Consider the following 12573-nt stretch of genomic DNA (forward strand, 5'->3'; position numbering starts at 1 on the left):
CATTCAGATGAATGCCAGCGACGAGGAGCACCGCATGCTGACGCAGAGCGGGACGTCGGTGCCCAGCCAGGACACCGCCTTTCTTTCCGAGACCGACCCTCTTTCCGCCTTTTCCGATCGTAGCCTTTTGATCGTGGACGACGACAAGCCTTTCTCGACCCGCCTTGCGCGGGCAATGGAAGGCCGCGGCTATGCCGTGCAGGTCGCCGAAAGCGTCAGCGAAGGCGTCGCCGCCGTCGAAGCCAAGGCTCCGGCCTTCGCCGTCATCGACATGCGCCTCGGCGACGGCAACGGGCTCGACGTGATCGCCCGCCTCAAGGAACGCCGCCCGGAAGCCCGCGGCGTGATCCTGACCGGTTACGGCAACATCGCGACCGCCGTCACGGCGGTGAAGCTCGGTGCTTTCGACTATCTCGCCAAGCCGGCGGATGCCGACGAGATCCACGGGACGCTGATGGCCCAGCCGGGCGAGCGGGCCGACCCGCCGGAGAACCCGATGTCGGCCGACCGGGTGCGCTGGGAGCATATCCAGCGGGTCTACGAGCTGTGCGGGCGCAACGTTTCGGAGACGGCGCGGCGCCTCAACATGCACCGTCGGACGCTTCAGCGGATTCTGGCCAAGCGCGCCCCGCGCTGAGCCGATCCCGACCCATCGATCGAGAACGAGACCGGCGCCAGCGCCGGTCTCTTTTTTATGCCGTTTCCATCGAGAGTGGTAAGCGGCAAACATTCAGAACCAGGCTCATCGGTTTGAGGCCGTTTTCCCGCCCATTGAACGGTTGCATTCGCTCGATCTGCGTGCAGATCACGTCATTCCCGGTGTCTGCCACGGTTGCCTCAGGCGGGGTCGCCGGGCTAGTTCCCGCAGAACGGACGCAATGGACCGCCCGCGCATGCGCAACATGATCACGATCCTGAGCCTGATGGTGCTCGTCGGCACGGAAGTGTTCGCCGCCGCCATTGCCGCTGGCTGGGCCCTCGCCGGCCTGTTCGACCTCGGCGACACGGTTGGCCATATCCTGATGGCCCTGTTCAGCCTGCTCGCGGCCTGGATCATGTTTCAGCTCTGGCAGCGCGCCGTGAAGGCCGAGCCATTTCGGCCGGCCCGGTGATGCGCCCCGATGCCTTCGGGCGTACACTGTGCTCCTGATGCGTCGTCGTTGACCGAACCGAACGATCCGCCGACCAGCCTGCAAGCCTCCCGCGGCGTCGATGTCCCGGCGCCCACCGCGTACCCGAACGAGTGACTGCCATGAAAGCCCGCATCGTCGTCACCTTGAAGACCGGCGTCCTCGACCCTCAGGGCAAGGCGATCGAGGCGGCGCTCAAGTCCCTCGGCATCGACGACGTGTCCGGCGTCCGCCAGGGCAAGGTGTTCGATCTGGATATCGCCTCCGACGACCGGGCGCAGGCCGAGGCGACGCTGAAGGCGGCTTGCGAAAAGCTTCTCGCGAACACCGTCGTCGAGAACTACACGATCGAGATCGCCTGATGCGCGCGGCCGTCGTCGTCTTTCCTGGCTCCAACCGCGACGGCGATGTCGCCCGAGCGTTGACCCGCTCGGGGGCCGACGTCGTCAAGGTCTGGCATGCCGAGACCGAACTTCCCGCCGGCACCGACCTGGCCGTCGTGCCCGGCGGCTTCTCCTACGGCGATTACCTGCGCTGCGGCGCCATCGCGGGCCGCGCCGCCGCCATGGACGCCGTACGCGCCCACGCGGCGCGGGGCGGACTGGTCCTCGGCATCTGCAACGGCTTCCAGATCCTGTGCGAGTCGGGGCTGCTGCCCGGCGTGCTGATGCGCAACGTCCAGCGTCGCTTCATCTGCCACCGCCAGTTCCTGCGGGTGGAGCGCACCGACACGCGCTTCGCCTCGGCCTATCGCGAGGGTCAGGTGATCGATGTCTGCGTCGCGCATGGTGAGGGCAACTACTTCGCCGATGCCGACACTCTGGCCCGTCTCGAGGGCGAGAATCGCGTCGCCTTTCGCTACTGCGATGCCTCCGGCACCCTGACCGAGGATGCCAACCGCAACGGTTCGCTCAACTCGATCGCCGGCATCTATTCCGAGAGCGGCAATGTGCTCGGCATGATGCCCCATCCCGAGAACTTCGTGGACGATCTGGTCGGCGGCACCGATGGGCGCGGTCTCTTCGACAGCCTCGCGGCGTAGCCGGATCGGCTCCACCCCTCCGTAGATGAAAAGAAAAGGCCCCTCCCCGCTTCGTGGGAGGGGCCTTTTCATGATCGGGCCCTTGAAACGGCCGACCACCGGTCGGCCATTTCAGCCTCGCATCGGCCCATCCTGCACGACGGATCCGGCAGGCCGCATCGACGCGATGCGGAGCGCCGCTCTGCCATGCCGGATCCAGGCCAGCGGGCTCAGTCGGCCTTGGCGGTGCCGTCCGGGCCGACCTTGATCTCCTTCGAGCCGTTCGGGAGCGCCACGGAGATCTCGTATTCCACGGCGTTGCCCTCGCGCTCGACCTCGGCCTCGTAGGCCTTGCCGCCACCGGCCTTCTGCTCGGCAATCGCCAGAGCGTCCTTCAGCGAAGTCTTGGCATTGGTGAAGTCGGCGGGCTTCAGGCGGGTGAAGTAACGCTCGATCGGCTGGTTCTCGCTCTTGTAGAGCTCGCCGGTGTCGGCGTTGATGCCATGCTCGACCAGCTTGCCGTCCGGATAGACGACCTTGATGCTGTAATGGGCCGGGTTCTTGCCGTCGGCGAGCTCGAAATCGGCGTCGATGGCGCGACCGCCCGCTTCCTTGCCCTCGGCCGTGGTGATGGCCTGGGCGAGGCTGGTCTTGGCGAGCGGCGCAGCCTGCCACTCCTTCAGATCCTTGCCCGCCTGCGTGGCGGTTCCGGACGCCGCGGGCTTGTCGGTGGTCGTCGTGGTGGTGTTCTGAGCGGCGGCGAAACCGGTGGACAGCGCCAGGAGGGCGGCAGCGGCAGTCAAACGCGTGTACATGGCGGGTATCCTTCTACGAGGCCCTGTTCGGGTCGCAGAAAACGCCAAGGCGGCCGGTTGGTTGCGGCGTCGCGACGATAGGTTTTCCGGCGCGGCGCGGAACCTTTTGCCAGCAGGATCCGGGGCTTGGCACGTTCGGGCGAACCATGCCCCGAACCGGTCCGCCTCTCCACCCGCCGGACCCTGCGGTCACGGGGTCGGGCACGGCTTGGCTCGGGACGGCACCCGATCCACCGCCGACCCTCGGCGAGCCCGCCCGCAGGCCTCTCGCGATGCCGGTCGGTTCTGAGCGCGGCTCAGTGCCCCTCGAACTCCATCAGGGTTCGCACGGTGACGCCGAGGTCGCGGAGCCGTTGCGCGCCGCCGATTTCCGGCAGGTCGATGACGAAACAGGCTGCCACCACTTCGGCCCCGAGTTGACGCAGCAGGTTCACCGCGGCCGTCGCGGTGCCGCCGGTGGCGATGAGATCGTCCACGAGGATGACCCGGTCGCCGGGGCGGATGGCATCGACATGGATCTCGATCTCGTCGGTGCCGTATTCGAGGGCGTAGGCCGTCGAAACCGTCTTGTGGGGTAGCTTGCCCTTCTTGCGGATCGGTACGAAGCCGGAGGAGAGCTGGTGCGCGACGGCGCCCCCGAGGATGAAGCCCCGCGCCTCGATACCGGCCACCTGATCGATCCGTCCCCCGGCGAAGGGATGCACCAGCGAATCGACGGCCCGCCGGAACGCCCGCGGATCGCTCAGCAGGGTCGTGATGTCGCGGAAGATGATGCCCGGCTTCGGATAATCCGGAATCGAGCGGATCGCATCCTTGAGGGCGGAGTGGCGGCGGGCTTCCATGGGGGACTCGTTCTCGAAAGGCAGCCGCGGTTTAGAGCAGATGGCGGCGTGCGAGGCCAGCGGTGAGCGTATTCACCGGGACGGTCGTTCCAATTGCGCTCCGCTTAGCTTCGACATCGCCCGCACGATGCGGTGGCAAACCATGTCGAATCCGTCATCCGTTCGAGGCTGTCGCAGCGGCGCCCGGGGATAATGGAGCACCGCCGGTCACCCTCTCAACGAGGGCTCAGGACGCGTTCGCCTTGCGCAGCAGGCCGATCAGCTCGCGCTGAAGCACTTCATTGCCGCAGGCGACGGAGCGGGCGGCCAGCGGCTCGGCGCCGCCATCGGCGCTCGACACGAAGCCGCCGGCCTCGCGCACGAGAATGATGCCCGCCGCGATGTCCCAGGTCTGGAGGTCGCGCTCCCAGTAGAGGTCGGTGCGTCCGCAGGCGACATAGGCGAGATCGAGCGCCGCCGAGCCGAAGCGCCGGGTTCCGCCGGAGACCGCCATCACGGCCGCGACTTCCTTGAGCAGCCGGCCGTGGCTGCCGCGACCCAGATAGGGCGTGCCGTAGGCCACCACGGCATCGGACAGATCCTGCCGGCCGGAGACCCGCAGGCGGCGGTTGTTGAGATAGGCGCCCTTGCCGCGCTCGGCGATGAACAGCTCGTCCTTGATCGGATCGTAGATCACGCCGGCCACGACCTGCCCGTCGCGCTCCAGCCCGACCGAGATCGCGAAATGCGGGATGCCGTGGAGGAAGTTCGTGGTCCCGTCGAGGGGATCGACGTGCCAGGTGTGGCTCTTGTCGGTGCCCTCGATGTTGCCGCTCTCCTCAAGGACGAGGCCGTAGCCGGGCCGCGCCTTCATCAGCGCTTCCCTCAGCACGTCCTCGGCCTTCTTGTCGGCCGCCGAAACGAAGTTGCCCGGACCTTTGCGCGAGACCTGCAAGTTCTCGATCTCGCCGAAGTCGCGCTTGAGGCCGCGGGCCGCCTTGCGCACGGCGTCGACCATGACGGTCATGAGGGGTGAGTTGATCATGCGTTTCGGCTCGGGGGCGCCCGGCTGGGCGCGCTGATGGATATTGGGGGATCGATTCTCGGCCCGGTTCTATACCGGTTGGCGCCGCGCGCCATGGCTCTTCCGCAGATCGGGCATGTTTGCCACTCCGGAAACTGTCAGGCGCCGAGCGCGTGCAGCAGGCGGCGGGTCCGTTGCTCGGGATCCGGAGCGCGCATCAGCCCACCCATCACCGCGATTCCGGCGGCACCCGCACCGAGGCAATCGGAAGCCTGCGCCTCGTCGATTCCGCCGAGGGCAAAGACCGGGATGGGCAATCTCCGGCAAGCTTCCAGCGCGGCCAGGCCGAGAGCCGGTCCGTAGCCGGGCTTGCTGGCGGTGAGGAAGATCGGGCTCAGCGTCGCGTAATCGGCACCCGCTTCGGCCGCTACCGCGACCTCCGCCGGCGCGTGCGCCGAGACGCCGATCAGGGCATCCGGGCCAAGGGTCGCCCGCGCATCGGCGATGTCCCGGGGGCTCGTTCCCCCACCGAGATGGACGCCCTGCGCCCCCGTCGCCGCCGCGAGATCCCGATCGGCGCCGATGACGAGGCGACCGCCCAGGGGGGACAGGATCGCGAGACAGTCGAGGGCCAGCGCCCGGCGCGAGGCCGGGTCAAGGTCGCGGTCACGCAGCCAGACGAAGCGGGCGCCGCCGGCGACCGCCGCGCGCACCGTCCCGGCGAGGGGCCGTGCCGTGCCGTGCCGGTCGGTGACGACGAGCAACGGCGGCAGCGGGCGCCTCTCCGTCAAAGCGTCAGCTGCCGACGAGACCGAGCTGCGGGCTCGACGGTTCGGCCCGGCCGCGCCGGGGAATGCGTCCGGCCAGATGCGCGAGACGGCCCCCCGCAACCGCGTGGCGCATGGCGCCGGCCATCCGCACCGGATCGTCGGCCTTGGCGACCGCCGTATTGATGAGGCAGGCCGCAGCCCCCAGTTCCATGGCGATCACGGCATCCGAGGCGGTGCCGATGCCGGCATCGACGATCACCGGCACCTTGGCCCGGCGACAGATCAGCTCGATATTGGCCGGGTTGGCGATGCCCATGCCGGAGCCGATCAGGGAGCCCATCGGCATCACCGCGGCGCAGCCGAGATCGGCCAACCGCTCGCAGATCACCGGATCGTCGTTGCAATAGGGCAGCACGGTGAAGCCGTCCTCGACGAGATGGCGGCAGGCTTCCATCAGCTCGGTCACGTCGGGATAGAGCGTCTCGCGGTCGCCAATCACCTCGACCTTGATCCAGTCGGTGCCCAGCGCCTCGCGGGCGAGCTCGGCGGTCATGATCGCGTCGCGCGCCGTCTCGCAGCCCGCGGTGTTCGGGAGGAACCGGGCCCCCTTCAGCTTCTGGAACGTGTCGGAGCCGTGGCCCTGCAGCGAGACACGGCGGATCGACGCCGTGACGACCTCGGCGCCCGAGGCGCGCACCGACTGCGCCATGATCTCCTGGCTCGGATAGCCCGCCGTGCCGATGAACAGGCGCGAGGCGAGGCGCACGCCCGCGATCTCCAGGGCGTCGTCCACGGCCCCGGCGGGCGCGGGGTGAAGGGCGGTGTCGTGATGGTTCATGGCGTCAGCCTCCCTGCATGGCGCGGACGATCTCGATGCGGTCGCCCTCGTTCACGGGCGTCGCGCCCCAGGCCGCCCGGCGCACCACGCGCCCGTTGACCGCGATGGCGATGCCCTCGGGGCTCTCGATACCCCGCTCCTCGGCCTCCGCGGCGAACAAGGCGGCGAGATCCGCCACCTCCCGCTCGCAGGCCTCTCCGTTGACGGTTAGCCTCACGCCACGGCCCTCCCCTCGCCGGTCGTCTCGAACCGGGCTCTGGTGAAGCCGCGGGCGAAGTCCGGCAGCGCGCCCTCCGTGACCAGGGCGGCGACCGCGTCGGCGGTGGCGGGCGCCAGCAGGTACCCGTTGCGGTGATGACCCGTGGCCACGACGAGGCCGGGCAGGGTCTCCTCGATGATCGGCGCGTCGTCGTCCGAAGTCGGGCGGAAGCCGCTCCAGACCGCTTCGATCGCCATCTCCTCGACGCCCGGCAGGATGCGGCGCGCCCCCTCGAGCAGGGCGAACACCCCGCCCGCGGTCACCCCCGGCGTGAAGCCGCAATCCTCCACCGTCGCGCCGATGATGAGCCCGCCATCGCCCTTGGGCGCCATATGCACCTCGGCGGTCCAGACCATGCCGGACAGCGTGCCGGTGCGGCGGGTCGTGCGGAGCGCCAGGGACTGCCCCTTGAGCGGTCGTACCGGGAGGGCGAGCCCGTCCGGCAGAAGACCTGCCTGCCCGCTCCAGGCACCGGCCGCGAGGATCACGCTGTCCGAAGCGACCGTCTGTCCGCCAGCCCGGACGCCGATGACCCGTCCCCCGCGGCGGTCGAGCCCTTCCACCGCCCTCTCCTCGACGATGGTCACGCCCGTCGCCTCGCAGGCGCGCAGCAGGGCCGCCATGACGAGGCGGGGATCGACTTGCGCATCGAGGGGACAGAGAATCCCGGCGGTCACGTTCGGCCGTAGCAGCGGCTCCCGGGCACGGACCTGGGGACCCGACAGCCACTCGGCGGCGACGCCCGAACGCTTCTGAAGCTCGTAGCGGAAGCGCAGCCGCTCGACCTCGTCGCGGCCGACAGCCAGCACCACGGTGCCGTCCTCGCGGTAATCGATATCGAGGCCGGAGGCAGCCTGGAGCGAATCGCGAAAGCCCGGCCAGCGATTCAGGGATTCGAGCGCGAGGGGCAGGAGGTGATCGGAACCGGGCTCGTGCTCGGCGGCCGGTGCCAGCATGCCGGTGGCGGCGAGGCTCGCGCCGGCGCCGACTTGGCCGCGCTCGATCACGACCACGGAGCGACCGGCTTCGGCCAAGCGCCACGCCACCGACAGACCGATCAGGCCCCCGCCGACTACGACCACGTCGGCCCGCTGCGGCAGCGCGGCGGGGCGGGGACGCACATCGGGACCGCGGCGCCGCTCGAACGGGGCTGTCAGCATCTCGGACATGGGCCACCTCCCGCGAAACTCTCTTCGCAGGGATTGGACACCATGAGCTTCCGATGAAGCGGGTTCGCCTTTCGGCCACCCTTCAGGTCCAATCCCTACGCCGGTATGAACCGGATCAGGTTCGAAGGATTTCCGCGCTGCCGATGACGGCGATAGCGGTGTCTCAGCCCCTTGGCGGGGATCTCCCTGGAACAGCTTCGATGTGGCCCCGCCGAGGCCACAGGTCAATCCCCCCGGCCTGAAGCCCGGCACCGCAGCCTGTCACCGCGGGTCGATCCGGTGCCGCGATCGGGCCGGGGGCGCCGTCCAACCGGCTTCGACCGAGCACGAAAAAGCCGGCGGCCCATCAAGGCCGCCGGCTCGCAGGATCGATCGCTCGATCCTCGTCGTAGGATACGCTCTCGTGACGAACCTGGAGCCCGTCGTCGGAAAGCGCCTCACACCGCGCGAAGGCGCGTCGCACGGCTCTTGTCGCGGGCGGCGCGGGCCGCCTGCTCGACATTGCGGAACAGGGTGCCGTCGAGGCCGTCGAAGCGGCGCTCGGAAGAGAAGAAGCGCACACCACCCCGCTCGGGCACGGCGATGCCGGCGGTCAGGTCACCGATCTCGATCACACGGGTCGGTGCTTCCTGTTCAGAGAACAGGACGGGGGCGTAGGGTTGGACACGGGTCATGACGGAGTGAACTCCTGCGGCCATTTCAGGGCCGGTTGTCGATGAGGCGTTCGCGCGGGCTCCTAGCCCACCAACATGACTGCCCGACAACACTCCCGAACCCGGACGAACCCGCCGCCGTCAGTTTTAGAAGCTTTCAAATGCGAAAGACCGTTCAAGGCAAGTCCTCCTGTTCGATGAGGACCACGGAGCGAAGTGCTCCGTGATGCATTAGCGTTTGATAACGCGGCGCAAGCGTGCCATGACAAATTACCGCGATGCGGAGACGACCGCACGCCCCAAAGATGAGCGTTCGGACCTTCACCGTCAACGGAATGTTCTTTCGAAGATTAGCTTGACAGGGAAAGAACGCGCCGGGTTTCCCCCTTCACGCGACGCGTCTCACCTGTGGGGCTGCCCCGAGATCCCGGGCTTAGGATCCGGAGATGATCCGGCCGAGATCGGCATGGGCGGTGAAGACGCGCGCGGCGCCGGCGGCCAGCAAATCCTGCCCGGCGCGATCGTGGCCCCAATGGCCGCCGCCGGTAAAACCGGCGACCCGCATGCCGGCGGCGCGGGCCGCCTGCACCCCCGGAACGCTGTCCTCGATCACGAGGCAGGCGGAGGGGTCCTGCCCCATCCGTGCCGCGGCATGGAGGAACAGGTCCGGGAAGGGCTTCCCGCGGGCGACCTCGGCCGAGGAAAAGATGCGCCCGTCGAACAGGGGCAACAGGCCGGTGAGACCGAGGGAGCGGCGCAGGCGCACGGGATCGCTGCTGGAGGCCACGCAGAACGGCAGTGCCAGCTCGGCCAGGGCCTGGGCGATGCCGGCCATGGCCGAGAGTTCCGCCTCGAACGCCCGCAGCGTCTCCGCCTTGACCCGCTCGGCGAAACCGTCGGGCGGCTGGATACCGTCCTCGGTCGCGACGCGCTCCATGATCGAGACCATGGAGGTCCCGGCGTAGCGGGCCCGAACCGTCTCGACGTCCAGGGCGAGGCCGATGCTGTTCAGCCCGCGCGTGAGCACGCCGAGGCTGATCGGCTCGCTGTCCACCAGCACGCCGTCGCAGTCGAAGATCACCAGGGAAGGGAGGGAAAGCGTATCCGTCATCGGGCCCCGCCTGTCGCATGACGGCGACGGCGGACCAAGTGGCTCGGAAAGCCGCAGGCTTGCCAGGGCCGCCGGGCTCGGCCTAGTCAGGCGGCAAGCGCGGCGGCAAGAGTATCGGCCCAAGCGGTGGCCGGCGGCTCATCAAAACCAGCCGATGCGGATCTAAAGAGCTGAAGCGTCGCCCCGGATAGGCCGATCCGAAGGCCCGCGCGAGGTCGGACATGCTGCGTAACGTCGCCCGCTTCCTCGGACTGCCGTTCTTCAGCCGCGCGATCGGGCTCGTGATCATGGCGGGCGGCTTCGTGCAACTCTGCTACGACGGGGCGCGCTCCATCGCGAATAACGGGCTGCGCATCACCACGCTCGCCGACTGGATCCATGCCCTGCCGCAGGATCGCACCGCCGCTCTCGGTCAAACCGTCGAGAAGATCGCGCCCTGGGCCGATGCCGTGCTCCTCGCGCCCCTCGGCCTCGTGCCCGCGTCCCTGTTCGGCCTCGGTCTCGGCGCCGTGCTGATCTGGCTCGGCCAACCGCCGCGGGAGCCGATCGGCTTCCTGACCGGCCCCTGAAGCGTCAGATCCCCCAATAGGGCGCCGCGTTGTAGTAGCGGTGTACGTGCTCCTCCCATTCGCGCTCGTCGCCCGGATCGCCCCCCTCCGGCGAGCGCTCCGGGGCTGCGCGCAGTTGCGCCTCGGTGATGTCGACGACGTAGGCATCCAGGCCGGGATCGAAGCGCAGCACGGCCCAGGGGAGCGTGTAGAACGCCTCGCCCAGCCCAAGGAAACCACCGAAACTCATCACGGCGTAGGCGACGCGACCCGTGGCCTTGTCGAGCATCAGCCGCTCGATGCGGCCGACCTTGCTCCCATCTGGCCGGCGCACATCGGTGCCGATGACGCGGTCGCTGGCGATCAGGCTGCGCGGGTGGGCCGCGTCGGCAGACGCGGTATCGATCATGACGTCGTTCATGGCGAGCGTCCTGCAACGTTGTTACAGCTTGCCTTGAAAAACGCCCATCTCGCCGGGCACGTTCCGGGCGCTCGCCGACCCCTCCCTCTTCATCCGGACGAACCGACGCGCATGCCGCTGCCCCGCCTGCCCCTCTCCCCCCTCCCGGTCGTGGTCGCGACGCTCGCGGCCTGCGCCCTTGCCGGGCCGGCCGCCGCGCAGGATCGCGGCAGCGTGAATCCGAAACCGCTGCCGCCGCTTGCCAACCCGAACGATCCCTCGACCCCGGCCAAGGCCCTGTTCGGCCGCGTCACCGGGCCGACCGGCGGGCCGGCTCAGTCCTTCGGCTCCTATGCCAAGGGCTGCTTCTCCGGCGGCGAGTCGCTGCCGATGGACGGGTCGAATTGGCAGGTGATGCGCCCCTCCCGCAACCGGATGTGGGGCGTGCCGCATCTCGTGAACTTCATCGAGCGGCTCGCCGCCCAGGCCCCGCGGGCCGGCTGGCCGGGATTGCTCGTCGGCGACATGTCGCAGCCCCGCGGCGGGCCGATGCTGACCGGCCACGCCTCGCACCAGCTCGGCCTCGACGTCGATGTCTGGCTGACCCCCATGCCGGACCATCGCATGAGCCGGGCCGAGCGCGAGGAAACCTCCGCGACGAACGTCGTGCGCGCCGACCGGCTCGAGATCGACCCGGATGTGTGGACGTCGCAGCACACGGCGCTGATCCGCATGACCGCGCGCCAGCCCGAAGTGGCGCGCATCTTCGTCAATCCGGCGATCAAGAAGGCGCTCTGCCGGGAGGCCGGTGGCGATCGCGGCTGGCTCAACAAGGTGCGCCCGATGTACGGGCACAATTACCACTACCACATCCGCCTGGCCTGCCCCGGCGGCGAGGGATCCTGCGACGACCAGGCCCCGCCGCCGCCCGGAGACGGCTGCGGCGCCGAACTCGATTATTGGTTCAGCCCGGCCATCCTCAACCCGCCCAAACCCAAGACCCCGCCGAAGCCCCGCCCGCCGATGACGCTCGCCGGGCTGCCTGATGCCTGCCGCGCGGTGCTGCACGCCCGGTAGGCGATGAGTCGATCGACGCCGCGCCGCTCCGTGATGGGGCAGGCCCGGCGTCGGAGCCCGAAATCGCCGTGATCCGCGACCTGTTCCGATACATCGCCACGCCCGCGCCGCCGGCCCAGCGCCGGCTCGGCTACCTGAGGGACAGCATCTGGCTGCAATCGCGGGCGCGCCGCTGCCGGGCGGCCTGGGCGCCGCATCTCGCGGCGAGCCGGGACGTGATGCGGGCGGCGATCGCGACCTGCGGGCGGCGGGACACGGTGGTGGTGCTGGGCTCCGGCCTGCTCGCCGACATCCCGCTCGCCGCATTGACGGACGCGTTCCGACGGGTGGTGCTGGTCGATGCGGTGCATCCGCTGGCGACCCGGCGCGCCGTGCGCGCCCTCGCGCAGGTCGAACTGCTGACGGCCGATCTCAGCGGCGCCATGGCCCTGCTGACGGGCCATGCCTCGGATCTGAAACCGTGCCTGCCACCGGTTTGCGCCGAGTCGGGAACCGACTTGGTGATTTCGGCCAACCTGCTGTCGCAATTGCCGATCCGCCCGGTCGCCCGACTGGAGGGCGGCCGCCGGGCCTACGGACCCTGGACGCCGCAGGACGGAGACGCCTTCGGTCGGAGGATCGTCGAGGCACATCTCGCAGACCTGGCCCGCTTGTCCGCCCAGGTCTGCCTCGTGACCGACCTCGACGAGACCGAGGAAGATCGGGCCGGCCACGTCGTCGAGCGGCACGACCTGCTCTACGGCGTCGCGCTCGGCGCGCCCGACCACGCCTGGACCTGGGAACTCGCCCCCTTCGGCGAGATCGCCCGAAGCCGACGCCTCCTCCACCGGGTCGCGGGCTTCACCGACTGGCCGCCGTGAGCGGCGCTCCCACCGGCCCCTTCAATCGGCGTTGACTTCCCTCCCCCGCGTCCCGCAAACCCGGCCCGCGCCTCTTC

The 12573-nt window shown here is 69.4% G+C and carries 17 protein-coding genes and 1 riboswitch; of the genes, 7 read left to right on the forward strand and 10 right to left on the reverse strand.

All coding sequences use genetic code 11. The annotated features are described in order from the left end of the window. Window positions 1–34 precede the first annotated feature (34 nt). From OWC43_RS06060 to purQ, 4 genes are all read left to right on the forward strand, one after another. On the forward strand, window positions 35–637 hold the full coding sequence (locus OWC43_RS06060) for an ActR/PrrA/RegA family redox response regulator transcription factor (protein ID WP_137831322.1): 603 nt from the start codon (window positions 35–37) through the stop codon (window positions 635–637). A 256-nt stretch (window positions 638–893) separates the two neighbouring features. After that, complete coding sequence (locus OWC43_RS06065; protein WP_137831323.1) at window positions 894–1112, forward strand: hypothetical protein; 219 nt, start codon at window positions 894–896, stop codon at window positions 1110–1112. Window positions 1113–1252: 140 nt separating this feature from the next. Then, a complete protein-coding gene (gene purS, locus OWC43_RS06070; RefSeq protein ID WP_137831324.1) occupies window positions 1253–1492 on the forward strand; it encodes a phosphoribosylformylglycinamidine synthase subunit PurS in 240 nt (79 codons plus the stop codon). Beyond that, window positions 1492–2172, forward strand: coding sequence for a phosphoribosylformylglycinamidine synthase subunit PurQ (gene purQ, locus OWC43_RS06075; protein ID WP_137831325.1), 681 nt, complete (start codon window positions 1492–1494; stop codon window positions 2170–2172). The genes purS and purQ overlap by 1 nt, the downstream gene beginning before the upstream one ends. Window positions 2173–2381: 209 nt before the next feature. Here purQ and OWC43_RS06080 read toward each other — a convergent pair whose 3' ends face one another. From OWC43_RS06080 to OWC43_RS06120, 9 genes are all read right to left on the reverse strand, one after another. Then, the gene (locus OWC43_RS06080; protein WP_137831326.1) at window positions 2382–2966 is read right to left on the reverse strand and encodes a PepSY domain-containing protein; all 585 of its coding nucleotides are present in this window, start codon (window positions 2964–2966) and stop codon (window positions 2382–2384) included. 296 nt (window positions 2967–3262) lie between these two features. After that, the gene (locus tag OWC43_RS06085; RefSeq protein ID WP_137831327.1) at window positions 3263–3808 is read right to left on the reverse strand and encodes an adenine phosphoribosyltransferase; all 546 of its coding nucleotides are present in this window, start codon (window positions 3806–3808) and stop codon (window positions 3263–3265) included. A 226-nt stretch (window positions 3809–4034) separates the two neighbouring features. After that, window positions 4035–4832 carry an inositol monophosphatase family protein gene (locus tag OWC43_RS06090; RefSeq protein ID WP_137831328.1) on the reverse strand — a complete coding sequence of 266 codons (798 nt, stop codon included), beginning with the start codon at window positions 4830–4832 and terminating at the stop codon, window positions 4035–4037. A gap of 137 nt (window positions 4833–4969) precedes the next feature. Then, a complete protein-coding gene (locus OWC43_RS06095) occupies window positions 4970–5602 on the reverse strand; it encodes a thiamine phosphate synthase (RefSeq protein ID WP_393956057.1) in 633 nt (210 codons plus the stop codon). Between the two features lie 4 nt (window positions 5603–5606). Next, window positions 5607–6419, reverse strand: a complete 813-nt coding sequence (locus OWC43_RS06100) for a thiazole synthase (protein ID WP_137831329.1) — start codon at window positions 6417–6419, stop codon at window positions 5607–5609. 4 nt (window positions 6420–6423) lie between these two features. Continuing rightward, complete coding sequence (gene thiS, locus OWC43_RS06105) at window positions 6424–6636, reverse strand: sulfur carrier protein ThiS (RefSeq protein ID WP_137831330.1); 213 nt, start codon at window positions 6634–6636, stop codon at window positions 6424–6426. Beyond that, window positions 6633–7847 (reverse strand): glycine oxidase ThiO, encoded by a 1215-nt coding sequence (gene thiO, locus OWC43_RS06110; RefSeq protein WP_393956058.1) that lies wholly within the window; start codon window positions 7845–7847, stop codon window positions 6633–6635. The genes thiS and thiO overlap by 4 nt, the downstream gene beginning before the upstream one ends. A 74-nt stretch (window positions 7848–7921) precedes the next feature. Beyond that, window positions 7922–8044, reverse strand: a riboswitch (TPP riboswitch). 240 nt (window positions 8045–8284) lie between these two features. Continuing rightward, complete coding sequence (locus OWC43_RS06115) at window positions 8285–8521, reverse strand: hypothetical protein (RefSeq protein WP_137831332.1); 237 nt, start codon at window positions 8519–8521, stop codon at window positions 8285–8287. A 412-nt stretch (window positions 8522–8933) separates the two neighbouring features. After that, a complete protein-coding gene (locus OWC43_RS06120; protein ID WP_393956059.1) occupies window positions 8934–9611 on the reverse strand; it encodes an HAD family hydrolase in 678 nt (225 codons plus the stop codon). Between the two features lie 221 nt (window positions 9612–9832). On the opposite strand from OWC43_RS06120, the gene OWC43_RS06125 reads away from it, so the two are divergent. Beyond that, window positions 9833–10180: a PetM family of cytochrome b6f complex subunit 7 gene (locus OWC43_RS06125; protein ID WP_238308791.1), complete on the forward strand. Its 348-nt coding sequence runs from the start codon at window positions 9833–9835 to the stop codon at window positions 10178–10180. Window positions 10181–10184: 4 nt separating this feature from the next. On the opposite strand, the gene OWC43_RS06130 is transcribed toward OWC43_RS06125, so the two are convergent. Next, entirely contained in the window at window positions 10185–10580 is a 396-nt protein-coding gene (locus tag OWC43_RS06130) for a PRC-barrel domain-containing protein (protein WP_137831335.1), read from the reverse strand. 111 nt (window positions 10581–10691) lie between these two features. Here OWC43_RS06130 and mepA point away from each other — a divergent pair, with 111 nt between their 5' ends. Both mepA and OWC43_RS06140 read left to right on the forward strand, forming a co-directional pair. Beyond that, complete coding sequence (gene mepA / locus OWC43_RS06135; RefSeq protein ID WP_393956060.1) at window positions 10692–11636, forward strand: penicillin-insensitive murein endopeptidase; 945 nt, start codon at window positions 10692–10694, stop codon at window positions 11634–11636. Between the two features lie 68 nt (window positions 11637–11704). Then, window positions 11705–12496 carry a hypothetical protein gene (locus tag OWC43_RS06140; protein WP_393956061.1) on the forward strand — a complete coding sequence of 264 codons (792 nt, stop codon included), beginning with the start codon at window positions 11705–11707 and terminating at the stop codon, window positions 12494–12496. Window positions 12497–12573: the final 77 nt, after the last annotated feature.

It is taken from the genome of Methylorubrum sp. POS3 (assembly GCF_043352485.1).
In the GTDB taxonomy this organism is placed as follows: domain Bacteria; phylum Pseudomonadota; class Alphaproteobacteria; order Rhizobiales; family Beijerinckiaceae; genus Methylobacterium; species Methylobacterium suomiense.